The organism is Candidatus Pedobacter colombiensis (genome assembly GCA_029202485.1).
GTDB lineage: Bacteria > Bacteroidota > Bacteroidia > Sphingobacteriales > Sphingobacteriaceae > Pedobacter > Pedobacter colombiensis.
On the sequence record CP119313.1, the window covers coordinates 614,178 to 640,490 of the forward strand.

The following is a 26,313-nucleotide window of genomic DNA, read 5'->3' on the forward strand; positions in this document are numbered from 1 at the left end:
AAAGTAGTTTATGAAAAACATATTCATAATAGCAATATTGATCGGTCTTGGACTTAGCTCGTGTAAGAAGTTTTTAAATACAGTACCAACTGATTCATTAACAGAGAAGGAATATTACAATACGGAATCTAAATTGATAAGTGCACTTGCTGGTGTGTATCAACCTTTAGGGACCGCCGGAATATATGGTGACAATATGTTCGACCAATTGGGTGCGGCAACAGATGAAGGCTTTTATGCCAGGAGCGGACAGACGACCGGTGTTATGGTTTATAACTTTGATTACACAAATGCGGAGTTGAATAGTTTCTGGACTCAGCTATATCAAGGTATTGAAAGAGCAAATATTCTCATCAAAAACATCAATGTAGCTTCACTAGATGAAACAAAACGTGATGCAATATTAGGTGAAGCTTATTTTATGCGTGCATATTACCACTTCTTGTTGGTAAGTAACTTTGGAGACGTGCCATTAAAAACAGAACCTACGCCATCAGTTACTGATGTATTTGTAACCAGGACACCTGCAAAACAAGTGTATGCGCAAATACTTGCAGATATGGAGTTGGCTGAAGGTAAGGTGTATACATCTGATCAGCTTGGGTTTAGTGGAAGAGTTTCAAAAACAGTCGTTGAAGGTATTTTAGCCAGAGTTTGCTTAACAATGGCTGGTTTTCCTTTAAAAGATCAAAGTAAATATGCTGAAGCACTGAAATGGGCTACAAAGGTAAAAGATTCAGGATTGCATAGTTTGAACTCAAGTTATAGCCAGGTATTTATCAATGCACATCAGGATCGTTATGATGTGAAGGAGAGTATGTGGGAAGTTGAAAATAAGGGGAATGGATCTGATGGCTATGGTAATGCAAATCGTTTGGGAAATACAAATGGTATTGTCGCTACAGCTGACAATATAGTAGCCACAATAGGCTACAGCTATGGATTTATTAATACTACAGCTAAGCTATACAATTCTTATTCTGCTGGTGATTTAAGAAGGGATTGGGCCATTGGTCCTTATACCTATGGATTCAATACGGTCACAAATACAGTTTATAAGAACTATTTCACAGCATCCAATCTATATGGTCGTAATGCAGGCAAATGGAGAAGAGAATATGAAATTTCTGCGGTTAAAGGAAAAAATATTACACCTATAAATTTCCCTGTTTTAAGGTATTCTGATGTGTTACTCATGTTAGCGGAAGCAGAATTCCATGTTAATGGTGCAACTCCACTTGCTTATGAGGCGTTAAACCAGGTTAGAAGACGCGGTTTTGGTTTGAATCCTCAAACGCCCGTTACCTCGATATCTGTAGTAAGTGGTTTAACTTTAGCCACCGCTGGTAACACTGGTTATCTAACAGCAGGTGTAAATAACATTCCAGTGACCATTACTGGTGGCGGAGGTGCGGATGCGGCAGGAGAGGCATTAGTTGTTTATTCAGCTACGGCTTCGACAGCGAAGGTGACCGCATTAGCTTTAACAAAACCGGGAAAAGGTTATACAAGTGCACCAACGGTTACTATTGGTTCGGCCTGGACGGCCAGCACTATCTACGTAGTAGGAACACAAGTCTTTAATGGCAGTAATTTGTATACTGTTACAACAGCAGGGACCTCAACAGCTACCGCTCCTACACAAGCAAGTGGAGCTTCATCTGCTGCGGTAACAGGGGCGGTCTTTACTTATGCAGGAGCAAGAGCAACCGCTACCGCTACAATTGCAACCTCTGTGGTAGATTTTGCAGCATTGGATGACTTTCAGCAGGCAATAGAAGATGAGCGCGCAAGAGAACTTTGTTACGAGACTTTGAGAAGGCCGGATTTGATTCGTTGGGGGAAATGGGTGAAAACGATGAATGATTTAGGTTTAGATATGAAAGCCAATGCTGGTGCAACTTCTTATGGTGGATTAGCAGGATCAAGTATCACTGAGCGAAATTTGCTATACCCAATTCCTTCATCAGAAATATCTGTAAATAAAAACATGACACAAAATTCGGGCTGGTAATTGTATAAGAGCCATTAACCAATAAAAGAACTTATTTATGATCAATAGATATATAATAGTTACAGCAATTGCATTCACTTTTGCAAGCTGTAGTAAAGAAATAGAAGTAAAATCGCTTAATTTTGATGTTACCGCATCCAAAACCAACGGTGTGATTAGCAATACTTACACTACTTCAGATTCTTTGAATTTTGTTTTCAAGGGCAACCCTGACGTGATTACATTTTATTCCGGGGAAATTAGTCGACAGTATATTAATAAAGATAGAACATCTGCGGATGGAACGCCTGTTTTGCAGTTTACTTCGTTAAGGGCTAATGGAATGCAGCCAAATTCTCTGTCATTAATGGTGTCTTCTGATTTTAAGGGGATTGCATTAAAACCTGGTACAACAATTAGAGATACGGTTATTACGAATGCTAACATTGCAAATGCACAATGGTCAGATATTACTGATCAGGCAACTTTGTCGACCGGAGCAGCAACCACCTCAGGAGATATCAATCTATCTTCCTTTGCAAACTTAGGTAAGCCAGTATACATCGCGTTTAAATATGTAGCTACTGCAGGAACGATTCAAAATAAATGGACCATTACATTATTAACACTTACAAATAAGCTAGCAGATGAGTCAATTTATACGATAGGGAATCTGGGCGCGCCAAATACAGAAATTAAAAATTACAGTGCGATTACTTATAGTCCAGGTTGGTGGGTTTCTTATGATGAAACGAAAAACATGAATAAATATCCTTGGGTATTTACTGCAGGTACCAGCTTAGTCATTACTGGTGCCGCAACTGTAGGAGCGGCAACAGCTCCAACAGAAGCATGGGCAATCATGGGACCAATTAACTTAAAGAAAGTTAGTCCGGATGTTGGAGTAGGCCTTAAATCTATCTCCGCTAAATTGGAAAAATATCTATATAAATACCCATCAGTAACTCAGTCCGAACCAACTTTTGTAGCCTCAAATAATGTCGTTAATGGTTCTGCTACTGTAGTGAAAGCACTGTCAATAAAGGTAACTAAACCTTAATTTAAAAAGATAAATGCAGAAGGTACTAAAAGGTATTTTAATACTGATTTTCTTAGGTGGTTCCTTAGCTGCTCAAGAGGTTCGCGGACCAGGGGCGGATATGAAATGGTGGAAGGATGCTAAATTTGGCATGTTCGTGCATTGGGGACTTTATTCTGTCACTGCTGGGGAATGGAAAGGAAAACCATCAAAGGGGAATGAACATTTTATGTTATACGAGCGTATTCCTGTTAAGGAATACGCTAAAATAGCGGACGATTTTAATCCTGTTAAGTTTAATGCCGATGCCTGGGTTAAGCGTGCTAAAGATGCTGGGATGAAATACGTGGTGTTTACAAGTAAACATCATGACGGGTATGCCATGTACGACTCTAAGGCCAGTGACTATAACATTGGAAAGACTACAAAGTGGCATAGAGATCCAATAAAGGAACTTGCTGCTGCATGTAAAAAATATGGATTAAGACTAGGTCTATATTATTCGCTGGGCCGCGATTGGGAAGATCCTGATGTTCCAACAAACTGGCCCGAAAAAGCTGGGAGAAGTAATACCTGGGATTTTCCAAATGAAGATGGAAAGGTATTTGCCAGGTATTTTGAACGAAAAGTAAAACCACAGATTAAAGAGCTTTTAAGTAACTATGGTCCGATCGGTATCATTTGGTTTGATACCCCTGAGCTGATCAGTAAATCTGAAAGTCTGGAACTGGAACAGTTTATTCGGGGGCTTCAACCAAACTGCATTATTAACAGCCGCATAGGTAATGGACTGGGTGATTATCTAGTCTCGGAGCAGCAAATTTCAGCTACAAAGCTGTCGAAACCTTGGGAAGCTTGTATTACCATGAGTGGTAAGTGGAGTTATAACCGTTATGATAAAGCCTGGAAATCTCCGGAATTATTGATCAGGCAACTTGTTGAGATTGTGGGTAAGGGCGGGAACTTCTTGTTAAATGTAAATCCTGATGGGGCCGGTGAGTTTCCTGAACAGAGTATTCAAAATCTGCAAAGCATAGGGCAATGGATGAAGGTAAATCAGGAAGCAATTTATGGTACACAACCCTGGACGGTTACTAATGAGGTAGTTTCTGCAGCAACAGATGAAAAGCAAAAAAACGCCTCCGGATTGGTGGATACAGATAATGACAATACGGCTAAAACCACTAGTCCGGATATATACTTTACAAAAAAAGATCGGAGCATTTACGTTTATGCGCGCAGTTGGACTGCTCCCAATTTAATGGTTAAAAGCTTGAAAGCAGGAGCGGAGTCCATTAAGTCTATACAGCTTTTGGGTGCTAAAGACCGTATTGCATGGAAACAGGAAAGCAATCATTTATACATTGAAATGCCTAAAAAATTGCCTGCAGGAATACCTGTATACGTTTTTAAAGTAGATGTTATTTAACCTTTTTAGAAATCTTTTATATTCAAAAACACACAAATGAAATTAACCAATCTTAAAATGAAAAGACGCAACCTGTTGCTGGCATCAGCATTAGCAGTTTCTGTGACTGCATCATCATTCTTATTGCTCTCGCCAAAAACAGAATTGATTAAAAAAGATTTTACTGTTGCCGAAAAACAATATAGCCAAATGCTTAAAACGTCTAAGGATTTGACCCAATTCCCACGTACGACCAACACAGATGGGTCGGTAAAAACAACAGATATTTGGGACTGGACACAAGGCTTTTTTCCGGGAGGCTTATGGTATATCTATGAATATACGAAGAAGCCAGAGTGGAAAGCTGCGGCTACGAAGTGGACTGAGGCCCTTGAACAAGCACAATTTTTAACACAGCACCATGATGTAGGCTTTGTGATGTACTGTTCTTATGGTAATGCTTTAAGGTTTGAAAAAGACCCCAAAAAAATAGAACTATATCATAAGATCTTGATCCAATCGGCAGAGTCTGCATTGACCAGATTTGACCCTAAAGTGGGCTTGATAAAATCATGGAACCCTAAAATGTCATGGGATAAAAAGACCATGTGGCAATATCCGGTAATCATCGACAACATGATGAATCTGGAAATGCTTTGCTATGTTTCTAAATTAACCGGTAATCCTAAGTATAAGGATGTGGCAATAAGTCACGCTTTAAACACAATGAAGAATCATTTTAGACCTGATTTTAGTACTTATCACGTGGTAGACTACGCTCCAGATGGTACAGTGTTACACCAGCAAACCAATCAAGGTTATGCAGATAATTCAACATGGGCTAGAGGACAGGGATGGGCCATCTATGGTTTCACCATGATGTACAGAGAGACAAAAGACAAACGCTTTTTAGAAGCAGCAGAAAAAGCTGCAGATTTTTACATCAACCATCCTAATTTGCCAAAGGATAAAATTCCTTACTGGGATTTTAACGCCGAGCAAAAAGGTTATAACCCTGACTTTGACTATAATGCCAATAAATTATCCTACATCCCTCGCGATGCTTCGGCGGGATCGCTTGTTGCATCAGGGTTATTGGAGTTGAGTACTTTCGCTAAGGATGGTAAAAAATACTTTACTCAGGCTGAGCTGATGTTGAAATCATTGTCGGGTGATCAGTATCTAGCTAAACCTGGGACAAACTCTGGGTTTATCTTAAAGCATTCTGTAGGTAGTCTTCCTCATAAATCTGAAATTGACGTGCCTTTAATTTATGCAGATTATTATTTCTTAGAGGCGTTGTTGAGATACAACAAATTAAAGGGTTAAAATAACCATTCTCCTCAATCGCTGGATCTTTTGCCCTGAAAAAGGACAAAATTTCCTAGGCGCTTTCGGAGAAGGTAATTTTAATCTAAAGCAAGGTGGCCAGACATGTCTAAATGTTTGGCCACCTTTTTTTATGGGTATTTTTAGGGCTAATGTTATCTTAGCAAGGTATTAGGTGTTAATTAAAGCAATGAATAAACAAATTAGTGTATTTAATTGGAGTGGTGGCAAGGATAGTACCCTGGCCTTGCATCATATTCTACAAGATAAAAGTTTCGATGTTCGTTATTTATTGACTACAGTTAATGAAGCCTATAACCGGGTAAGTATGCACGGTGTAAGGGAAAGCTTGTTAATCGCTCAGGCCAAAAGTATAGGCATTCCATTGTATCAAATTCGTTTGCCCGAATCACCAGAGATGAAGGTTTATGAGGAATATATGCACAGACATTTGATGCAGCTTAAATCGGAGGGCATTACACATTCTATATTTGGGGATATATTTCTGGAAGATTTAAAAGCTTACAGGGAGGCTAAGTTGGCGGAAATTGGCATGAAAGCTGTTTTTCCACTTTGGCAAAGAGAAACTACAGAAATTTTAAAGGAATTTATTGGCCTCGGATATAAAACAATTGTTGTGTGTGCTAAAGAAGGTCTCGAGGATTTTTGTGGAAGAGTAATTGATGATAGTTTCATTGCAGATCTGCCGCCAGGTATAGATCCATGTGGGGAGAATGGGGAGTTCCATACTTTTGTCTTTGATGGGCCTATATTTAAAAAGCCTATAAACTTTACCATTGGAGAAAAGGTATTTAGAACTTATCCGTCTCCTGTAGGTGATGTGCTTGCCGGGTATTGGTACATTGACCTGATTTTAATAGGTAAATAAATCTACGAACCATCTGTTCAACTTAGTATAATGTAAAAATACCTGAGTATTTAGCCAATTTATGATTGGCTTAAAAAAGTAATTTAGGACCGCTAATACTTGCCATAATTTTTTAATACATGATGAAATACAAACCGCTTGCATTTATTGCATTGGTGTTTTTAGCGGATTCCGCTATTGCTCAGAACAAAAATATCTACCATAAAGGTTGGGTAGATTTTAATAAAAATGGGAAAATGGATGTTTTTGAAGATCCTTCAAAACCTATTGATGCCCGGGTAAAAGACTTATTAAGTCAGATGACCGTTGACGAAAAAACTTGTCAGACAGCCACATTATATGGCTATGGTAGGGTATTGAAAGATGAAATGCCAACTGCCGAATGGAAAACAAAGATCTGGAAAGATGGTATTGCAAATATAGATGAGGAGTTAAACAGTCTCCCATATAATAAAAAGGCTGTAACAGAATATTCTTTCCCTTTTAGCAAACATGCCAATGCCATCAATACCGTACAAAAATGGTTTGTGGAGGAAACGCGTTTGGGCATTCCTGTAGATTTTAGTAATGAAGGGATTCATGGCTTGTGCCACGATAGGGCTACTCCTTTTCCTGCTCCCGTAAATATTGGCAGCACATGGAATAAAAAACTGGTGTATCAGGCAGGAAGTATTGTAGGTCGAGAAGCCAGAGCTTTAGGCTATACCAATGTGTATGCACCAATACTTGATGTGGCTAGAGATCAACGTTGGGGCAGGGTAGTGGAATGTTATGCTGAAGATCCATTCCTGATTGCAGAGTTGGGCAAGCAAATGACATTAGGGATTCAGGACCAGGGGACCGCTGCTACATTAAAGCATTATGCTGTATATAGTGTGCCTAAAGGCGGACGGGATGGTCAGGCACGTACTGACCCACATGTGGCTCCAAGAGAAATGCACGAGATGTTTCTTTATCCATTTAGAAGGGTGATACAGGAAGCCAAGCCAATGGGGATCATGAGTAGCTATAACGATTGGAATGGAGAACCAATAACGGGAAGTTATTACTTCCTGACCGAGCTTTTGCGTAAACAATTTGGCTTTGATGGTTATGTGGTTTCGGATAGCGAGGCTGTAGAATTTCTTTCGGGTAAACATCATGTTGCTGAAGATTACAAAGAGGCCGTGAGACAGTCTATCCAGGCTGGATTGAATGTGCGTACGCACTTTACCATGCCCGAGAATTTTATACTTCCACTAAGGGAGCTGGTTAAAGAAGGTTCTATATCCATGAAGACGTTGGATGAACGCGTTGGTGATGTACTAAGAGTGAAATTTAAATTGGGTTTGTTTGACGATCCTTATGTAAAAGACCCTGCATCTTCCGATAAAAAGGTACACACCAAAGCCGATGAAGAACTGGCTGTACAGTTAAACAGAGAGTCAATGGTTTTACTTAAAAATGAAAAGAACCTGTTGCCCCTTGATGTTAACAAATACAAAAATATATTGGTTACCGGGCCATTGGCAACGGAAGTAGATTACACGACAAGTAGGTACGGACCATCTAATAATCCTATTACCTCTATTCTGGAAGGAATTAAAGCTTTTGTAGGCAAAACTGCAAAAGTAAATTATAGTAAAGGATGCGATGTGATTGATGCCAAATGGCCTGAAAGTGAGATTATCCCTACAGACCTTACAGCAGAAGAAAAGGCGCAGATCGATAAAGCAGTTGCTGATGCAAAAATGTCAGACATTGTAATTGCAGTAGTAGGTGAAACAGACGGTCAGGTTGGCGAAAGTAAATCACGGACGAGTTTAAACCTACCGGGTCGTCAGTTGCTATTGTTGCAGGCTTTACATGCAACTGGAAAACCTATCGTAATGGTGATGGTAAATGGTCGTCCTCTGACGATTAACTGGGAAAACCGTTATTTACCAGCAATCCTTCAAGCTGGATTCCCGGGACCATCGGCAGGGAAAGTGGTTGCAGAAACCTTGTTTGGTGAAAATAATCCTGGCGGTAAACTAACTATGACCTATCCAAAATCCATTGGTCAGATTGAGCTGAACTTCCCTTTTAAACCGGGTTCTCAAGCGGGACAGGGTAAAAATGATGATCCCAATGGAAATGGTAAAACTCGCGTGTTAGGAGCTTTATATCCTTTTGGATATGGATTAAGCTATACTACTTTTGAGTTCAATAACTTACAGCTAAGTCAAAATGAAATCCACCACCAAGCAGACATCCAAATCAGTGTTGATGTAAAAAATACCGGAGCACGCAAGGGCGATGAAGTCGTACAATTGTACCTTAAAGATGTGGTGAGTAGCGTAACAACTTATGAGTCAGTGCTTAGAGGGTTTGAAAGAGTAAGTCTTGCTCCTGGAGAAACCAAGACCGTAAAATTTGTCCTACACCCTGACGATTTAGCACTGCTAGATAAAAACATGAATTGGACAGTTGAGCCCGGTAAATTTCGGGTCATGATTGGCAATTCATCAGAAGACATCAGATTGAAAAAGGAATTTACCGTAATCAACTAAGGGTCTGCAAAGCTTAATTGTTATCCTGCTTGCTATGGTATTCCCGCTTAGGCATCATGCTTTCAGACAAAAATTACCTTCTCAGAAAAGACCTAGGAAATTTTGCCTTCTTCAGGCAAAAGATTCCAGTCTTTGATGAGAATGGTTATTTTTGAGCCTCAGCAGCAGCTTTCGCTTTCTTCTTAAAAAATCCTCTTAGCAAGAAATTGTGTTGAAGGGCTTCCAGGTTCTCATCCAGTTTCTTGCTACTTGTTTCCATATTGTGCATGATAACTTTAACCTGATCTGCAGTATTTTGATCGTTGATCAATAAACCCACTGCGTTATCTGTCTTATTAAACTTAGACGTTGCCTTATTCAGGTTTTCAGTCATTGCCGAAGCGGATTGTGCAGTTTTCTGCAGCTCATGTACTGCCTGTTGAAGTTGGGCAAACACGGCAGTATCAGTCATTAATTTATCCGCTAAGCCACCTTTGGTATTCAAGGTTTTGCTAAACGTATTCATTTGTTCCGCCATTCTGTTTGTCGACTCAGTTGTGGTTTTAAGATTTTCTACAATAGCTTTAAAGTTCTTAGCGATTTGCTCATCAGTAAGTAAAGCACCTACGGCGCCCTTTCCTTCAACAAGATTGCTGGCTAATACTTTAAAGTCTGAAGTCACATCAACCAGGTTTTTATTGTTGACCTGGAAAGTTTTCATAATATCATCAGTAGATAGTGTATTGGCTACCTGCAACTGATCACCATCTTCTACAAAAGGGAATTTCGGACTACCACCTGTAATGACAATAATTTTATTTCCAATCAATCCATCAGAGCTGATACCTGCTGATGCATTTTTATGGATGTATTTGTGGGCGTCCTCTTCAATATTCATAAATACCTGAACCTGCGAGATGCCATAGAACTGGATTTTTTTGATGGTACCGATTTTAACTCCCGAAAACCAAACATTGTTTCCGGCTTTTAAACCTTGTATATCATTGAAAACAGCATTTACAGAAAAGCTTTTTACAAATGCTTTTCTTTGGCTTCCTAAAGTGAATACCCCTAAAACGAATATGACTAAGCCAATGAGTATAAATACACCTACTGTTATCTGTTTACGGTTGTCTGTTACTTGCATATTTTTTTACTGAATAAAATTATAATCGTAAAAAGGTTTAACCCTTTTATCGTTTGTGTTAAATACTTCTTCAAATGTTCCAAGACGCTGGAATTGTCCGTCTAAAAGCATAGCGACTCTGTTGCCAACAGCTTTGGCACAGGTAAGATCATGGGTAATTACAATGGAACTGGTATGGAACCTTTCCTGAACCTGATTGATCAGGCTATTAATTTCCAGACAGGTGATCGGATCCAAACCTGCTGTCGGTTCATCATAAAGCATGATTTCCGGACGCAGGATAAGTGTACGTGCAATACCGATCCTTTTTCTTTGTCCACCTGATAATTCAGAAGGCATTTGATTAATTGTTTGCAATAAGCCTACGGCATCTAGCATTTCCTCAACAGCGAGGTTAACCTCTGCCTTGCTTAGGTTTCTTTGATTCCTTACCAATGGAAATTCAAGGTTTTGCCTTACCGTCATACTATCATATAACGCGCTATTCTGAAACGAGAAGCCTACTTTTAGCCTTAAAGCCAAGAGTTGCTTATAGGTAATCTGATCAACGTACTGGTTCAAAACTTTCACCTCACCTGCACCAGGCGTAAGTAAGCCTACTATGATTTTGATGAGTACAGATTTACCGGTACCCGATTTTCCCAGAACAACAAGGTTTTCACCTTTGTGCAGCTCAAGATCAACGCCCTTAAGCACATGGTAATTTCCAAAAGACTTATATAATCCTTTGATCTCTATTACTTTTTCGCTGCTTTTAAATGTTGGTTTTTCTTCCATTGTTAAAATTAGCTTCTAAATAGGCCAAAAAATTGTACTGAAACCACTTCTTCAATAAAAATAAGAAACATGGCAATAACTACGGCAGAGTTTGCGGCCTTACCCACACCTTCTGTTCCCTTTGATGAATTATAGCCCTGGTAACAGCCAACCATTCCGATGGTAAACCCAAAAAGAATTGCTTTAATGGTTGAGGCGGTAATATCAAGAAAGGTGATCTGCTCTAATGAAGATTGAAAAAAGGCGCGTGCACTTGTGCCTTCGCTCATGGATACATTAAGCAATGCCCCTAGCATTCCAACCATAGCCGTATAAAATGTAAGGATAGGGATGGTAATGGTAGCTGCCATCACGCGGGTAGAAACTAAAAATTTAAATGGATTTGTTGCCGAAACTTCCATTGCATCTATTTGTTCAGTAACTCGCATAGAACCCAATTCTGCACCTATGCTGGACCCTACTTTTCCGGCTGCAATAAGCCCTGTAAGCAAAGGAGCTAGCGTTCTTAACAAGGCAATTCCAACCAGTGAAGGAAGCCAGGAAGTCGCTCCAAACTCTGATAATGACGGACGCGATTGTTTGGTAAATACGACTCCGGTAATAAATCCTGTAGTAGAAATAAGCAAGGCCGAACGGTAACCAATTTCATAACACTGGCGAAACAGTTCTCTTGCCTCGTAGGGAGGTAGAAAACCCTCTTTAAAAAATCGGGTTATGAATTTATAAACATCATATAAAGTTAAAAACATACGTGCCAATTTGCCCGGGGCTTTAACTTCTGCGTTAGGTATGGATGGATTTTCAGCTTTGTTCTCCATGAATAAGGCTTAATATCATAATTATCTTAGTAGCGGTGCTTAAATGCAAAGGGTTGTGTATCATACATAAACGATGTTATCAAACCCTAAGCCATAATTTTGTAAAGTTAGTTCTTGCATTATAAATACAATGTAATTTTATGAGTGCTAAAGTACTTTTCTTTTATTTAGAATGATTATAAGATTGAGATGAAGTCATACCGGCGAAATAGTTGATAGGGATATCTTATTGTAACCGCTAAATAAAAATTATAAAATATCTTCTCTTGATTTGGAATAAATCTAAATAATAATCACCTTTGTATCAATCAATATTTATTAATGCAAAATTTAACCATTCAGTCTTCAGTCGATTTTGTTGAGGTGTTTAGCACTAAGGCAGGTGCAATCTATCAGTCTGATCAGGAAAATTGCTGGTATATTGATTTTGCAGGGAAACTCGCCCGTTTTGATTATCGCAATATCCTAAAGTTAAAGAAAGCTGTTTACCAGATTGATATCGAGGATTTGTTGCTCAATAATACAAAGTCTCCTGATGTAGAGATCCTTTTCATTTGTGCTTGTGATCATTGCTATGTTTTATCCTTAATTGAGATCATTGCTTTAAAGGAATTGCTACAAGGTACATTTGTGATGCTGGAGCTTAACCACATCATCTACGACCGTCTGCACCGTATAATCAGCTGATTACGCTGGAATTAGATTCTTTCCATATTAACCTTATTTTAACTATTGTGGATAGTTAGCCGTATTTTTGTATTAGAAAACAGGAACTTAATACATACAATATATGAAAGACATTATGCGTGTTAAGTGTTTACTCTCATCAGATGTGGAGACACTTATAAACCAGCAAATAAAAAAAGAAGCACATTCATCAGCAATTTATTTATCTATGGCTTCATGGTGTAATAGAAACGGTTATGATTTTTCTGCAAATTATTTCTTTGCACAGGCAGAAGAAGAGAGGTTGCATCAATTGAAATTCTTTAAGTATGTTTTAGATATGGGAGGTAACGCAGTTTCTCCGGAAATTACTCATATTAAAGCAGAGTATAATTCATTCCGTGAGGTTTTTGAAGAAGCCCTGGAGCAGGAGATTAGCGTAACACAGTCGATCAAGAACATTGCTGCCCGTTGCTATAAGGAGCAGGATTTTGTTACTATCGAATTTTTAAACTGGTTCTTTAAAGAACAAAGAGAAGAAGAATATAAAGCCAGAAGAGCGGTTGAGTTATTTGACATAATTGGTGAAGAGGGGACCGGCAGATGGCAGATCGACAAACATGTTGGTCAAATCACCTATAGCGAGGATTAAATACCAACATTGCCGGTTTTCCGGGAAGTATCTATATAAGGTACATACTTATGCGAAAAGCAAAACAGTATGTACCTTTTTTTGTTTATTGATTATCCTAGAGGCCATGTCAAAGAAAAAAGATAAAAAGAAAAAAAAGGATAAAAAGAAAAAGGAATGCTGTGAAAAGTACCTGACGGGAAAACGCTGTAAAAATTGCCCGAACGGTTAATAAAACAAAGTATACTGTTTCTAAAGATGATAACCCTGACTATGCATCTCCGTAGCAATAAATCTGTTATACTGCTCATCGTCCAAAGGATAATCCCAGCAACCCATTCTATGGTATAATTGTCCGCCAAATCCGGTTTTAAATTTGTATAAACCGTAAAGGGGGTGCGAAGGATCTGGTCGTGGCGCCACACCAAACAGGTCATACTCTATACAACCGCGTTCTTTGGCGATTTTCATAGCCTCCCATTGCAGTGCATAAGTAGCCATGTAATTCCGGTTTGTAGAAGATGAGGCGCCATAAAGATAAGTTCCTCTATTACCGGATATTACCAGAAACATTGCCGCCAGTGGAACCCCGTCCAGATCGGCAAGAAGCAATTCAACATCCGCAGGTGAGGCAGTGTTTTCAGCACGTGCAGTTAATACTGTTTTAAAGTAGTTAATGTCATTAATATGGATTCTGTTTCTAAGCGCAGTTTCCTGATATAGTGCATACCATATATGCAGGTTTTCCATACCTACTTTTTTAACATTGATCCCTTTCCTAAACGACAGATTGATATTGTATCTGGTTTTTGGCTTCATAGCGTCAAGCATGATGTCGTTATCGCGCTGGAGATCCAAAAATATGGTGTTAGAGGGGAGTATATCGGAGTTGGCTTTTTTTAGATTCCAGTTAGTGGTATTAAAGTTAAAACGGAATTCCTGGTATTTCTTCTCAGGCGGACCAGTCCAATTTCCTGATTGATCAAAGCTGTCACTTTCTTTAGCCCAATGGGATTGCCAGGCCAGATCGTATCTGATCAAAATACATTTTGATGGTAGGTAAGAACGGAGAGATTCAGAAAGTTCTTCAAGAAATTTGCCTTGATACTCCTCATTAGGTTCTATTTCAGGACCGTAAGGTACATAAGCAACGGAATGCTCATTGTCTAACGGTTGTAACAGGACAAGGAAATCTGCGTGTGTATAGGAGTTTTTTAAGGCGTTGTTGTAAATGTTGCCATCTTCAACTTTAAAATTAAATGCTTTTGATTGCAGGCCTTGCTTGGTTTTTACTTCCGACCAAAATGCTGTTTGTTGTATAATCGCTGTTTCGTAAACCTCTTTAATGTCCTTTTTTTCAATAAAAATATTCATCTCATTTGCTTAACCTGCAAAGGACGGGAATTTTAACATCATAAGCCAATATAAAGAGATCTATGGCACTAATATGATCAGGCTGTTTAATCTTAATCAATATCGCCCAGATGATAACAATGTCTGCATCTCGGCTCATAACTGTCTTTTTCTCCCAATAGTACCCTACTTTCGCTGGCGGCAGTACGGTAGGAGTATACGGCCGGACTTCCACAACGAACGCATACTGCATTTACCTTTGTGACTAGCTCGGCAATGGCCATTAATGCAGGTACAGGTCCAAAAGGCTTGCCCATATAATCCATATCCAAACCGGCAATAATTACTCTTATCCCTTTTTGGGCAAGCTGATTACAAACTTCTGATAGGTTATCATCAAAAAACTGAGCTTCATCAATACCCACAACCTGAGTATCCGGTTTTAAGAGTAAGATTGCGGTTGACGTTTCCACAGGAGTGGACTCAATTGAATTCAGATCATGTGAAACTACAGCGGTTTCATCGTAGCGGGTATCGGTTTTTGGTTTGAAGATTTCGATCTTTAACTTCGCGATCTGCGCACGCTTTAGTCTTCTTAATAATTCTTCGGTTTTGCCCGAAAACATAGAGCCGCAAATTACCTCAATACTGCCGCAATACTCTCCTCGTCTGTAATTTTGTTCGCTGAATAACATGCTTAATAGGATTTAAGAGCCTGCTAATATCAGAATTTTGTAGTACTTTTGAGCGTCAAGTTACCAACATAAAACATCAATTCTTCCGTTATTACATTATGATGAACCAAGAGGATATTTTTAAAAAAGTAGGACATATACTAAATGAGCTTCAGGATCAGTATGAGTTTTTAGCTCAAAATCCTAGCCAACTCAATGAGTTAGAATTGGAGCTCTTTCTGGCAAATGCAAACTTTTTATCTGATCATGTTCAGATTGTAAGAAAAATAAATAGCAATAAAGCTATAAAAGCAATACCGGAGCGGGCCGAAGATCAAACCCCGGTCATCCCTGAGGTTGTAACAATCTCTGAGGTTATAACAAAGGAACCTGAAATTATTCAAGTGCCTGAAATAGCTAAAGAAAAAACACTTGAAGAACTGGAAGCTGAATATGTTGAGGCAAATGAAGAGGTAGAAGAAGCGCGTGAACCTTTAAAATTTGAATTTCTACTAAATGATGAGCCTTTAACGGATAAGTTTGAGTTTGAAGAGCAACCTGTGAGTACAATTTTCGATAGACCTTTAAGTAAACAGGAAGAGGAGATTATTGCTGAAAAGCAAAGGTTAAGAGATAGTCAGTTGCAACAGCAGTCGACTGAAAAAGTAGCTCCAGAAGAAGAAAAAAGTATCCCTGTGCAGGAGCCGATAGTTGAAAAGGTTGAGGAAAAGATCATTGTACAGCCTGTTGCTATACCTGTAATTGATAAAGCTGAAGAAGCTCCACAAGTTGTAAAAGAACCGGAAGTAAATCAGCCCAGACCCACATTAAATGATATGCTGGGAGGAAAAGGTGCCTTTTCGGCAAGTCTGAATGAAGAAAGTAATAAAACTGGTATAACGGATTTAAAACAGGCTATAAACCTAAATCAGAAGCTACTTTATATCAAAGATCTATTTAACGGTTACAATCTTGCATATGCTGAAGCCATCGATGTGATCAATAAAATGCCTGATTTTAAAACTGTTGATAGCTTTTTACAGCAGAACTATGCAGTGAAAAATAACTGGGCCTCGAAGCAAGCTACTGTTGATCAGTTTTATGAATTGTTAAATCAACGTTTTCCGGCTAAATAAAGCCCATCCGGTTTGAGTCTAGCTTAAGGAAGATAAACAACAATACTGTAAAGCTCCATAATGAAGATCCACCGTAGCTGATAAAGGGCAATGGGATACCTATCACCGGTATAATCCCAATGGTCATCCCTATATTGATAAATACGTGGAAGAAGATGATGCAAGCCACACAGTAGCCATAAACCCTTGAGAATGAAGATCGCTGTCGCTCGGCTAAGTTGATGACCCTGAGGAGTAAAAATAGGTACAAAGCAATCACAATAAAGCATCCTGTAAATCCCCATTCTTCTCCAATTGTAGAAAATATGAAATCTGTACTCTGTTCCGGTACATAACCATATTTCGTTTGTGTACCCTCTAAAAAGCCACGACCGGTAAGTTGACCTGAACCAATGGCTATTTTGGACTGGTTAACATTGTATCCGGCTCCTTTAGGATCGGTTTTAAGACCAAGGATCAATTCAATACGGGTACGCTGGTGTGGACGTAGTATATCTTCGAACATGATTTTGGCGATGAAGAGGTAGCCAATGGATGCAAGGGTAATGACGCCAATCATAATCATCCTTTGCTGCTTTTTCTTGTTAAAATAGATAAACAATCCACTAAGTGCCAGGATAGACGATATCAATACCCATGGAGCAAGAAAAAGGTTAAGGATAAATAAAACTACCATCCCCCAAAATATACCGAGTAAATAACCTGGTAACCCTTCCCGGTATAGTGGGAACATAAAGGACAGAAACACAAGCATTGAACCCGCATCAGGCTGTAACATGATCAGGCACATCGGGATAACGACGATTACTGCAGCAATTAATACCGGTTTTAAAGTATTTAGCTTTGGGTTAAAAGAACTGATGTATCTTGCCAGTAAAAGTGCGGTCCCAAATTTAGCGAGTTCAGAGGGCTGTAAACGAAAGGTTCCCAAAGGGATCCATGCCTGATTTCCGCCAACATTACGTCCAACAACCAGCACTACTACCAATAGAAACATCGTAATCCCATAAATGATGGGAGAAAAGATGCTGAAAAACTTGGCATCCAGCAACAATATAGATAAGCCCAATATCAGACCTGTTATGACAAAAATAAGCTGTTTACCATAATTGGTAGTGAAGTTAAAGACAGCGGATTCTGAACCGGTATATACAGAAGCATAAATATTTACAACGCCAATGGTACACAATGCAACGTAGATGAGGATGCTAATCCAGTCAACGTTAAAGAAGAACCTGTTGCTGCTTTGCTGATTGATCATTTTGTAGTCTGAATAGGTGTGCTTGTTGCTGTTGTGTTATTTGTGGTAACCTGAGCTGTAGAAGGTGTAGGAGTTGTGACTGAATCTGCATCCTTTGCTTTTGGCTTAACTTTAGGCTTAGGCGGTTCCGGCAAAATCACCTGTTTCTTCATCCATTCTACCTGAGCAAGCTTGTTTTTAGGTAATTGGCCTCTTAAATATTGTTCGGTAATGTAACTGGCTATAGGTGCAGCATATTGACTACCAAAACCCGCATTCTCTACAATTACTGCAATAGCAATTTTAGGATTGTCTCTTGGTGCAAAGCCAATAAATACCGAGTGATTTTTACCACGTGGATTTTGTACCGTACCGGTTTTACCGCACATCAGAATACCATCTATCCTTGACTGGATTGCTGTTCCCCAAGGCGCATTTACAGCATCCTGCATTCCATCAATTACAGGCTCAAAGTGGCGGGCTTCCACATCAACGTAATTCTTTTTAACGTATTCCTTTTTGATTACTTTGTTCTTACCAATCGCTTTTACCAGGTGGGGCTTGATATAATAGCCACGATTGGCAATGATAGCCATGATGTTGGCCATCTGTAACGGGGTTGCATCCATCTCACCTTGTCCAATGGCCAGGGAAATTACGGTACCATAATTCCAATATTTGCTGTATTTTCCCGAATAATAAGCTGCATCATATAGCCTGCCCTCACGCTCTGAAGGGAGGTCTATTCCTAATTTTCCTCCAAGCCCAAATTTTCTAACCTTCTTTTGCCAATCATCATAAGCTACGCGCTGGTTTGGAAATTTACGTTGGGTAAGTAGTTGTTGAAAAACATGACAAGCATAAGTATTACAAGATCTGGCTAAACCTCTTCGCAAGGAGATATTGCCGTCTACGTGTTCACATTTTACAGTATGGTTTCCAACACGGAAGTAGCCCGGACAATTAAATGTTGTGTTTGGGTCAATTACACCTTCCTGAAGCCCAATTAGTGCATCTAAAGGTTTAAAGGACGAGCCTGGCGAATAGTAACCTTGAATTGGTCTGATATTAAGTGGACGATTTGGGGTTGTCAATAAGTCCATATAATTATTCCCCTGGTTTCTACCAACCATTAAATTTGGATCGTAACTTGGGCTGCTTACAAAAGCGAGAATTTCTCCTGATGCTGGTTCTATTGCAACAATACTGCCCACCTTATTCGACATCAATTCCTCTCCAAGTTTTTGTAATTTTAAGTCCAATGATGAAATTAACTGGTCTCCGGAAACAGCTGCTGTATCAAATCTACCTTCGGCATAACTTCCCTTAGGGACGTTTCGGGCATCATAAAGCATATTTACTACACCTCTTTCACCTCTTAATAAAGTTTCGTAAGATTTTTCCACACCTGATTTACCAATATAATCACCCGGACGGTAATAACCGTCCGAGTTTTTGATATCGGTAGGGGATACCTCTTTAATGTAGCCCAGAAAATGGGCAGCTATACTATCGGGGTAATGTCTGATGGTTCTGCTTTGTACAAAAAAGCCGGGAAAGCGAGACAGTTGCTCCGATAAGGTTGCATAAACCTGTATAGACAATTGACGCTCAAAAATACTTGGCTGGTACCTTGATTGAATGGTCGCTTTATTGAAGTTTCGTGTAAAGCGTTCCTTGTCGATGTCTATAATTCGACAAAGGGCTGCAGTATCAAAGGCTTTTACCTGATTGGGAATAACCATCAGGTCGTACACAGCTTCATTTTGAGCTAATGGCTTTTCATTGCGATCAAAAATAACACCTCGAGCAGGGAAAGTATAGATCTTACGCAACACATTACTCTCTGCAGAAATGAAGTATTTATCGGTCGCTACCTGAATGTAAAAAAGTGTTCCAAGTAAAATTAAGCCAATAAGAATGAATAACCCCTGTATAATATATTTCCGATTAAACAGATTATCCATTAGCGCATTTTTCTATTATAGAATATAAATTCTATCAATACAACAGTAAACAAGGTAAATATAATGCTAAAAAAGCACCTCAGCAAGGTATAGGAAAACTCTGCCAATCTAAAAGTTTCTAAAAAGAAAAGTACCAGATGGTGTGCCATGGTACATAAAAAGGCGTAGATGATAAACCACTTAAAACCCATATTACCCAATGTCGGTTCGGGCTCATCAAAACCATCACGGTTCATGGTTACGGAAATAAATAAAATCCTTACAAAGGCCAGAGCCACACAGGCTGCAGTATGTACGCCGAGTGTATCGTAAAAAGCATCCAGCGTTAATCCGGTAACAAAAGCAATGAGATACAGCAGTATATTGGGTGTGTTAAACGGAAGAAGTAAGAGGAAGATGATATACACAAAAGGGGTAGCCATATTATAGAAACTCAAATTCCTTAGTAAAAGGATTTGAATTAAGAGTAGGACAAACCACCTGACTATATTTACTAATGCTAATCTGCTATTCATGTGGCAACTTTGCTTCTAATTCTTTTTGTTCTGTGGCATATTTATCAAGAATAACGTACACATATTGTAAGGTACTGAAATCATTGAAAAGTTTTATTTCTATAGACATGAAGTTGTCGCCGGTAGCTACACCGGTATTGGTTACAAGTCCTACAGGAATACCCGGAGGGAAAGATGAAAATCCTGAAGTAACGATGGTATCTTTAAGATTAATCTTAAAGTGATTTGGAATCTCTTTAACAAAAGCTTTTGTGTAGTCTGAGTTGCCAACACCCCATACCAAAGATCCCAGAGCATCGCTCTTTTTAATACTCACACTAATCTTAGTGTCTTTGTGCAATAAAGAGCGGATGGTAGCCAGGTGTTCAGAAACATCCATCACAAAGCCAACAACGCCTTTGCCTGGGGAGATTACAGGCATATCAGGGGCAATCCCATCTGCGGAGCCCTTATTAATCGTGATGACATTGTTGCGTAACGTAATCGAGTTTTTGATTACCCGGGCAGATAAATAAGTATACTGCGGTTTATTAAGTGAGTCTTTAACTACAATTTTCTTAGCACTATCAATATTTTTAAGTGCAAGCAGTTCTGTTTTTAGCTTGGCGTTTTCAACAGCAAGGCTGTCATTTACAGATCCCAGATTAAGATATTTCTTTAGTACATTCAGATTCTGGTAAACTTCGCCAACCACTTTATTGGTAGAGTTTACCGTTACACTGCGCTGATAGGCATTGTTTTTTACAGTTAAGATAACCCCAATTGTAAAAAAAATAATGAATAAGAAAAATGCGTTATATCTGTTTATGAAAATCCAAAGGTTACGCATATTCAGGGAGATATATAATGAAGGTTTCTAGTTTGACTTAGAAACCTTCATTGAGCTGTTATTCATTTAATTATTGCATTAAAAATTTAAAGCCGCCAATATTTTTTAAGGCGATACCAGTTCCACGTACAACAGCACGAAGTGGATCTTCGGCCACATGGACAGGAAGTTTGGTTTTGGCTGCTACACGTTTATCCAGTCCACGAAGTAAAGCACCTCCACCTGTTAAATAAATACCGGTTTGATAAATGTCTGCAGATAACTCCGGAGGAGTGATCTCTAAAGCTTTAAGAATCGCCTCTTCGATTTTTGAGATAGATTTATCCAGGCAATGCGCAATTTCGGTATAAGACACTGTGATCTGTTTAGGTACGCCCGTCATCAAGTCTCTTCCTTGAACTGCAAAATCTGCAGGAGGATCAGTTAATTCCGGTAATGCCGCGCCAACTTCAATTTTAATCTTTTCAGCTGTACGGTCACCAATCATGATGTTATGCTGACGGCGGATGTAGTTTACAATATCAGAGTCAAAGTTATCTCCGGCAACGCGGATAGACTGATCACAAACAATACCTGACAATGCAATTACTGCAATTTCGGTCGTACCACCACCGATATCAATAATCATATTACCCATAGGCTCTTCCACATCAATACCAATACCTACTGCAGCAGCCATTGGCTCATGGATCAGGTATACCTCTTTAGCACCGGCAATTTCAGCCGAGTCCCTTACTGCACGTTTTTCAACCTCAGTAATTCCTGAAGGAATACAGATGACCATTCTTAATGAAGGGAACATCCATCCTTTACCGCCATTCAGCATACGAATCATTCCTTTAATCATGGCTTCAGCAGCATTAAAGTCTGCAATTACACCATCTTTCAAGGGTCTTACGGTACGAATATTATCATGGGTTTTACCTTCCATTTGCATGGCCTGTCTCCCAATAGCAATAATTTTATTTGTTTGTCTGTCAAAAGCAACGATTGAAGGTTCATCAACTACTACTTTGTCATTATGTATAATTAAGGTGTTTGCCGTGCCTAAATCGATAGCAACCTCCTGTGTAAACCAATTAAATAGACCCATCTATAGGTGATAATTTAAGTATTAATAATTCTATGTACTATATTAATGTAAAACTACAGCTTTTTATTGTATTCGAGGATAAATAAATTAGTGTTTAAAATGTCTAACACCAGTAGTAACCATGGCAATTCCTTTTTCATTAGCCATATTTATCGAATCCGCATCTTTAATCGATCCACCCGGTTGTAGGACAGCCGTAATGCCTGCTTCGGCAGCAATCTCTACGCAGTCAGGGAAAGGGAAAAATGCATCAGATGCCATAACCGAACCTTTTAAGTCGAAGTTAAAAGCATCAGCCTTAACAATCGCTTGCTTTAAAGCATCAACTCTTGAGGTCTGACCCACACCACTTGACAATAACTGATCATTTTTAACAAAAACAATAGTGTTTGATTTAGTGTGCTTTACAATTTTATTGGCAAAATAAAGGTCTTGTAACTCTTGTGTAGTAGGTACTTTTTCTGTTACGGCAATCATTTGCTCAGGACCCTCGATAATTAAATCTTTATCTTGTTCAATTACACCGTTTAATAAAGTTTTAAACTGTTTTTTGCTCAGTTCAACTTCGTTACGTTGTAAAATTACTCTGTTCTTTTTAGCGCGGAAAAGTTCAACAGCTTCCGGTTGATATGAAGGAGCGATCAAAACTTCAAAGAAAAGTTTATTGATCTCAGTAGCTGTAGCCAGATCAATTTCTCTGTTGGCGATCAGTACACCGCCAAATGCTGAAACCGGGTCGCAGGCAAGTGCTACATTCCATGCTTCTAAAATGGTTGCTTTTGAAGCTACACCACAAGCATTGGTATGTTTTAATATCGCAAAGGTTGGTGCTTCAAACTCATCAATTAAGGCAACTGCAGCATCAACATCAACAAGGTTGTTGTAAGAAAGCTCTTTACCATTTAATTTAGTGAACATGGCATCCAGATCACCATAAAATACACCTTGCTGGTGTGGGTTTTCACCATATCTTAATGTTTGCGCCTGGTTGATACTATGTTTAAATACATTAAGTGGCTCTTCGTTATTGAAATAATTGAAGATTGCAGTATCGTAATGAGAAGAAGTGTGGAACGCTTTTTTAGCAAAAGCTTTACGTTGAGCTAAAGTTGTTTCTCCATTTTGTGCTTCCAACTGTTGTTGTAAAGTTGAGTAATCATCCTTAGAAGCTAGAATCACTACATCATTAAAGTTTTTTGCAGCAGCTCTGATTAGGGAAATACCACCGATATCTATTTTTTCGATAATGTCTGATTCAGAACCACCGGCTTTAACGGTTTCCTCGAAAGGATATAAGTCAACAATTACTAAATCTATTTCAGGAATTTCATATTGTGCAATCTGCTCCTGATCTGATCCAAGAGCCCTGCGGTTTAAAATGCCACCGAAAACTTTAGGGTGTAATGTTTTTACTCTTCCTCCTAAAATTGAAGGATAACCTGTAAGGTCTTCAACAGCCGTAACGGGAATATTCAGATCTTTAATAAATTGTTCAGTACCTCCGGTAGAGAATAATTGCACACCTTGCTGGGCAAGTAAACGAACTAATGGCTCTAAACCATCCTTATAATAAACTGAAATTAAAGCGTTTTTGATCTTTATAGATTGACTCATTGGAGAAAAATTTTGAGCCGCAAAGTTACCTGTTTTTCCTTTAATGTCAAATGCTTATTTATAGTGTCGTAAACTAGGTTTGATGTGTTAGATGATTGTTTATAAAGGTGTTTATAAATAGCAGATTTGGATCCGGTTTTTTTAGGATTAATATAGGTTTAATAATAGTTTATGGTAACTCCGCCTTCCTAATGCAATTAGAGCGCGGTGAGTCCGCCTTTTTACTGGAAAAAGGTGGACTCACCGCGGACTCATGGCGGACTCATTGCGGATTTACACCGAGCGCATATTGAGTGTTGTCTCGTTCTATTATAGCTATACAGTGTCGTACTAAGAGGAGAGGTTTTTATTTTTTTATCTTTTTCAAAATACTCTCTACCACTCTTGGATAATGTAGGTGTTCTAATTGCTGACCTTTGAATTTAATCATCTCCAGGTTGTCATCTTTTTCTATGCGGTATTTAGCCTGGTAAATGTATTCGCCTTCATCGTAATGCTCATTTACATAATGAATGGTGATGCCTCCTTCGGTTTCTTTGGCTTCCATTACAGCATGGTGTACATGGTCGCCATACATACCCTTACCACCAAATTTAGGTAAAATGGCAGGGTGGATATTAACAATGCGGCCAGGGTATTCGGCAATGAGGTTTTTAGGGATCAGCCATAAAAATCCTGCAAGTACAATCAGATCTATTTCCAGGTTTTTTAATAAGTCGATAATGTTGTCGGTCTGATAAAATTCATGCCTGTCAAACACATGAGAAGGGATTTCGAAGTTGTCGGCCCGCTGTAAAACATACGCGTCAGGATTGTTGGTCAGCACCAAAGCGATTTCAACTTCCGTACTTCGTTTAAAATGCTCCATTATTTTTTGAGCATTTGATCCTGATCCTGAGGCAAATATGGCGATGCGCTTCTTCATGACGTTTTTCAGTTAGTGTGATGTTTTTTTGCAATAAAGCTATAATAAGCCCCTTTATTCGTGCTCAAAGATAAAAAATTATCACTACCATCTATAAATGTTCGGCCTTTGTAAAAATAATAGGATTAAAGAACATTTTGGGGTGAAATAAGTTACTTTCATTGGAGAGTATATTTTGCTTTCCCTTCATTTTTTGTTTAAAACCTATAAATACCATAATCATGGAAACAAACACCCGCAGAGATTTTATTAAAACTACGTTAACTGCCTCATTGGTGGCTGCTGTAGGTTCCCCAGTTTTGTTAAATGGAGGTGCTGCATTGGCCGCTGCTGTAACTGGTGAAAGAAATATCGGTCTTGCCCCGTTGAAGTTTGTACAGCTTCCCTTAAAATATGAGTACAATGCGCTGGAGCCAAATATTGATGCGCTTACGATGGAGATTCATTATACAAAGCACCTTGCCGCTTATGTTAAAAATGCAAACGATGCAATTGTGGCTGAAAACATACCCTATACCACAGAAATCGAGTTTTTTAATAATGCTTCAAAGCTTTCGGCCAAAGCACGTAACAATGGGGGCGGGGTATGGAATCACAATTTCTTTTTTGCGACTTTAAAACCAGGTGCTTCAACTGAACCTCAAGGAAAATTAAAAGATGCAATTATTAAAGCATTTGGTTCTGTTGATAAATTTAAAGAACAATTTTCCGCTGCTGCAGCAGCACGTTTTGGATCTGGATGGGCATGGCTGGTAAATGATAATGGGACTTTAAAGATATGTTCGACGGCCAATCAGGACAACCCTTTGTTTGACAATGCAGAAGTAAAAGGAGTGCCTTTGTTGGGGCTAGATGTGTGGGAACATGCTTATTACCTTAAATATCAGAATAGACGTCCGGATTATATTGCCAACTGGTGGAATACGGTAGATTGGAATTTGGTAGGGAAAAGGTATTTATAGAGGAACACCAGTATAGCTTATGGCATTTTTATCCCAGATATAAATGCCATTCTTTTCATTCTGGCATACATACCAATTCTTGCCCTCTATGGAGTTTTTAAGAACAATAGGGTAATCTTTGTCGTCTGTTTTTTGCCAGTAGCCTTTACGTTTTTCACCATAGGCTTCCCAGTAATAGGTTCCGTCGGCATTGATGTATAGTGGCTTGGTTTGAGCATTAGCGCTGATGTGTAAATAGGTATATCCACCGGTTTGAGTCGTATAAAAAGCATTGGTTACTCCTGTTCGCCATTTACGTGTAAAGAAGCTTAGGTCAGATTTTTGTTCAACAACAGTAGGTTTGGTTTTAATGTTGTTGTCTGCTTCAAGCGATCGTCCTTTGTAAACTTCAATTTCTTTTGCCTTTTCAACTTTAATTTGACTGCGTGTTTGTAGCACTGCAAATAGTAGAATTAATAAAAGTTGTAAATGTTTCATGATGTTATGGTTTTAAGAGTTTGAAATCTAAAACAAGATAGATTGAGCTTTTTTGATGGTTTATGTGTAAAAATATATAAAACTTCTTTAATGTCAAATAGTTGCAGCTATTTTCGTCTTAACAGGGTTTTATCATTAAATACGAGTTTAAGGCCTAAAGGAATTATACTTGGTTAATTGAAATAATTGGACAAAAAGCAATTAACCAAAAAATATTTATACAATGCTTTTGTATTTTAAAAACATTAATTCTATATTTGCAGTCCGAAAAACAGAAAGAATAACAGAGCTTTGCTCTAACTATAAAATACTTTAATAACA

General features: G+C 38.8%; 23 protein-coding genes. 10 read left to right on the plus strand and 13 right to left on the minus strand.

Annotated elements, in window-relative coordinates; genetic code table 11:
- Positions 1-10 precede the first annotated feature (10 nt).
- The 6 genes from P0Y49_02585 (at position 11) to P0Y49_02610 (ending at position 9,189) form a co-directional block, all read left to right on the plus strand.
- Entirely contained in the window at positions 11-2,014 is a 2,004-nt protein-coding gene (locus tag P0Y49_02585; GenBank protein WEK20039.1) for a RagB/SusD family nutrient uptake outer membrane protein, read from the plus strand.
- Positions 2,015-2,051: 37 nt separating this feature from the next.
- Complete coding sequence (locus P0Y49_02590; protein WEK20040.1) at positions 2,052-3,053, plus strand: DUF5017 domain-containing protein; 1,002 nt, start codon at positions 2,052-2,054, stop codon at positions 3,051-3,053.
- Between the two features lie 13 nt (positions 3,054-3,066).
- On the plus strand, positions 3,067-4,461 hold the full coding sequence (locus P0Y49_02595; GenBank protein WEK20041.1) for an alpha-L-fucosidase: 1,395 nt from the start codon (positions 3,067-3,069) through the stop codon (positions 4,459-4,461).
- A gap of 57 nt (positions 4,462-4,518) precedes the next feature.
- On the plus strand, positions 4,519-5,769 hold the full coding sequence (locus P0Y49_02600) for a glycoside hydrolase family 88 protein (GenBank protein WEK20042.1): 1,251 nt from the start codon (positions 4,519-4,521) through the stop codon (positions 5,767-5,769).
- A 190-nt stretch (positions 5,770-5,959) separates the two neighbouring features.
- Positions 5,960-6,658 carry a diphthine--ammonia ligase gene (locus P0Y49_02605; GenBank protein WEK20043.1) on the plus strand — a complete coding sequence of 233 codons (699 nt, stop codon included), beginning with the start codon at positions 5,960-5,962 and terminating at the stop codon, positions 6,656-6,658.
- A gap of 119 nt (positions 6,659-6,777) precedes the next feature.
- On the plus strand, positions 6,778-9,189 hold the full coding sequence (locus P0Y49_02610) for a glycoside hydrolase family 3 N-terminal domain-containing protein (GenBank protein WEK20044.1): 2,412 nt from the start codon (positions 6,778-6,780) through the stop codon (positions 9,187-9,189).
- Between the two features lie 145 nt (positions 9,190-9,334).
- Here the strand turns inward: P0Y49_02610 and P0Y49_02615 are convergent, their stop codons facing one another.
- The 3 genes from P0Y49_02615 to P0Y49_02625 are packed head-to-tail and all read right to left on the minus strand — an operon-like array spanning position 9,335 to position 11,910.
- Entirely contained in the window at positions 9,335-10,315 is a 981-nt protein-coding gene (locus tag P0Y49_02615) for an MlaD family protein (protein WEK20045.1), read from the minus strand.
- 6 nt (positions 10,316-10,321) lie between these two features.
- Positions 10,322-11,092, minus strand: a complete 771-nt coding sequence (locus P0Y49_02620) for an ATP-binding cassette domain-containing protein (protein WEK20046.1) — start codon at positions 11,090-11,092, stop codon at positions 10,322-10,324.
- A gap of 8 nt (positions 11,093-11,100) precedes the next feature.
- Positions 11,101-11,910 (minus strand): ABC transporter permease, encoded by an 810-nt coding sequence (locus tag P0Y49_02625; protein ID WEK20047.1) that lies wholly within the window; start codon positions 11,908-11,910, stop codon positions 11,101-11,103.
- Positions 11,911-12,231: 321 nt separating this feature from the next.
- On the opposite strand from P0Y49_02625, the gene P0Y49_02630 reads away from it, so the two are divergent.
- On the plus strand, positions 12,232-12,597 hold the full coding sequence (locus P0Y49_02630) for a hypothetical protein (protein ID WEK20048.1): 366 nt from the start codon (positions 12,232-12,234) through the stop codon (positions 12,595-12,597).
- Between the two features lie 103 nt (positions 12,598-12,700).
- Positions 12,701-13,228: a ferritin gene (locus tag P0Y49_02635; GenBank protein WEK20049.1), complete on the plus strand. Its 528-nt coding sequence runs from the start codon at positions 12,701-12,703 to the stop codon at positions 13,226-13,228.
- Between the two features lie 231 nt (positions 13,229-13,459).
- Here the strand turns inward: P0Y49_02635 and P0Y49_02640 are convergent, their stop codons facing one another.
- Positions 13,460-14,581, minus strand: coding sequence for a peptidoglycan bridge formation glycyltransferase FemA/FemB family protein (locus P0Y49_02640; protein WEK20050.1), 1,122 nt, complete (start codon positions 14,579-14,581; stop codon positions 13,460-13,462).
- Between the two features lie 92 nt (positions 14,582-14,673).
- Entirely contained in the window at positions 14,674-15,255 is a 582-nt protein-coding gene (locus P0Y49_02645; GenBank protein WEK20051.1) for a thymidine kinase, read from the minus strand.
- 98 nt (positions 15,256-15,353) lie between these two features.
- Between P0Y49_02645 and P0Y49_02650 the strand changes: the two genes are divergently transcribed.
- Positions 15,354-16,370 (plus strand): hypothetical protein, encoded by a 1,017-nt coding sequence (locus P0Y49_02650; protein WEK20052.1) that lies wholly within the window; start codon positions 15,354-15,356, stop codon positions 16,368-16,370.
- On the opposite strand, the gene rodA is transcribed toward P0Y49_02650, so the two are convergent.
- The 7 genes from rodA to purN all read right to left on the minus strand — a co-directional run bounded on the left by rodA (position 16,363) and on the right by purN (position 24,553).
- Entirely contained in the window at positions 16,363-17,631 is a 1,269-nt protein-coding gene (gene rodA / locus P0Y49_02655; protein WEK20053.1) for a rod shape-determining protein RodA, read from the minus strand. The two genes, P0Y49_02650 and rodA, sit on opposite strands and share 8 nt — an antisense overlap.
- Positions 17,628-19,577 carry a penicillin-binding protein 2 gene (gene mrdA / locus P0Y49_02660; protein ID WEK20054.1) on the minus strand — a complete coding sequence of 650 codons (1,950 nt, stop codon included), beginning with the start codon at positions 19,575-19,577 and terminating at the stop codon, positions 17,628-17,630. The genes rodA and mrdA overlap by 4 nt, the downstream gene beginning before the upstream one ends.
- Positions 19,577-20,092 (minus strand): rod shape-determining protein MreD, encoded by a 516-nt coding sequence (locus P0Y49_02665; protein ID WEK20055.1) that lies wholly within the window; start codon positions 20,090-20,092, stop codon positions 19,577-19,579. Before P0Y49_02665 ends, mrdA begins: the two co-directional genes overlap by 1 nt.
- Positions 20,085-20,921: a rod shape-determining protein MreC gene (gene mreC / locus P0Y49_02670; protein ID WEK20056.1), complete on the minus strand. Its 837-nt coding sequence runs from the start codon at positions 20,919-20,921 to the stop codon at positions 20,085-20,087. The genes P0Y49_02665 and mreC overlap by 8 nt, the downstream gene beginning before the upstream one ends.
- Positions 20,922-20,991: 70 nt before the next feature.
- Positions 20,992-22,014: a rod shape-determining protein gene (locus tag P0Y49_02675; GenBank protein ID WEK20057.1), complete on the minus strand. Its 1,023-nt coding sequence runs from the start codon at positions 22,012-22,014 to the stop codon at positions 20,992-20,994.
- A gap of 87 nt (positions 22,015-22,101) precedes the next feature.
- Positions 22,102-23,628: a bifunctional phosphoribosylaminoimidazolecarboxamide formyltransferase/IMP cyclohydrolase gene (gene purH / locus P0Y49_02680; protein ID WEK20058.1), complete on the minus strand. Its 1,527-nt coding sequence runs from the start codon at positions 23,626-23,628 to the stop codon at positions 22,102-22,104.
- Positions 23,629-23,974: 346 nt separating this feature from the next.
- Complete coding sequence (gene purN, locus P0Y49_02685) at positions 23,975-24,553, minus strand: phosphoribosylglycinamide formyltransferase (GenBank protein WEK20059.1); 579 nt, start codon at positions 24,551-24,553, stop codon at positions 23,975-23,977.
- A gap of 221 nt (positions 24,554-24,774) precedes the next feature.
- Here purN and P0Y49_02690 point away from each other — a divergent pair, with 221 nt between their 5' ends.
- Positions 24,775-25,515: a superoxide dismutase gene (locus P0Y49_02690; protein ID WEK20060.1), complete on the plus strand. Its 741-nt coding sequence runs from the start codon at positions 24,775-24,777 to the stop codon at positions 25,513-25,515.
- On the opposite strand, the gene P0Y49_02695 is transcribed toward P0Y49_02690, so the two are convergent.
- The gene (locus tag P0Y49_02695) at positions 25,510-25,992 is read right to left on the minus strand and encodes a hypothetical protein (protein WEK20061.1); all 483 of its coding nucleotides are present in this window, start codon (positions 25,990-25,992) and stop codon (positions 25,510-25,512) included. The two genes, P0Y49_02690 and P0Y49_02695, sit on opposite strands and share 6 nt — an antisense overlap.
- Positions 25,993-26,313 lie beyond the last annotated feature (321 nt).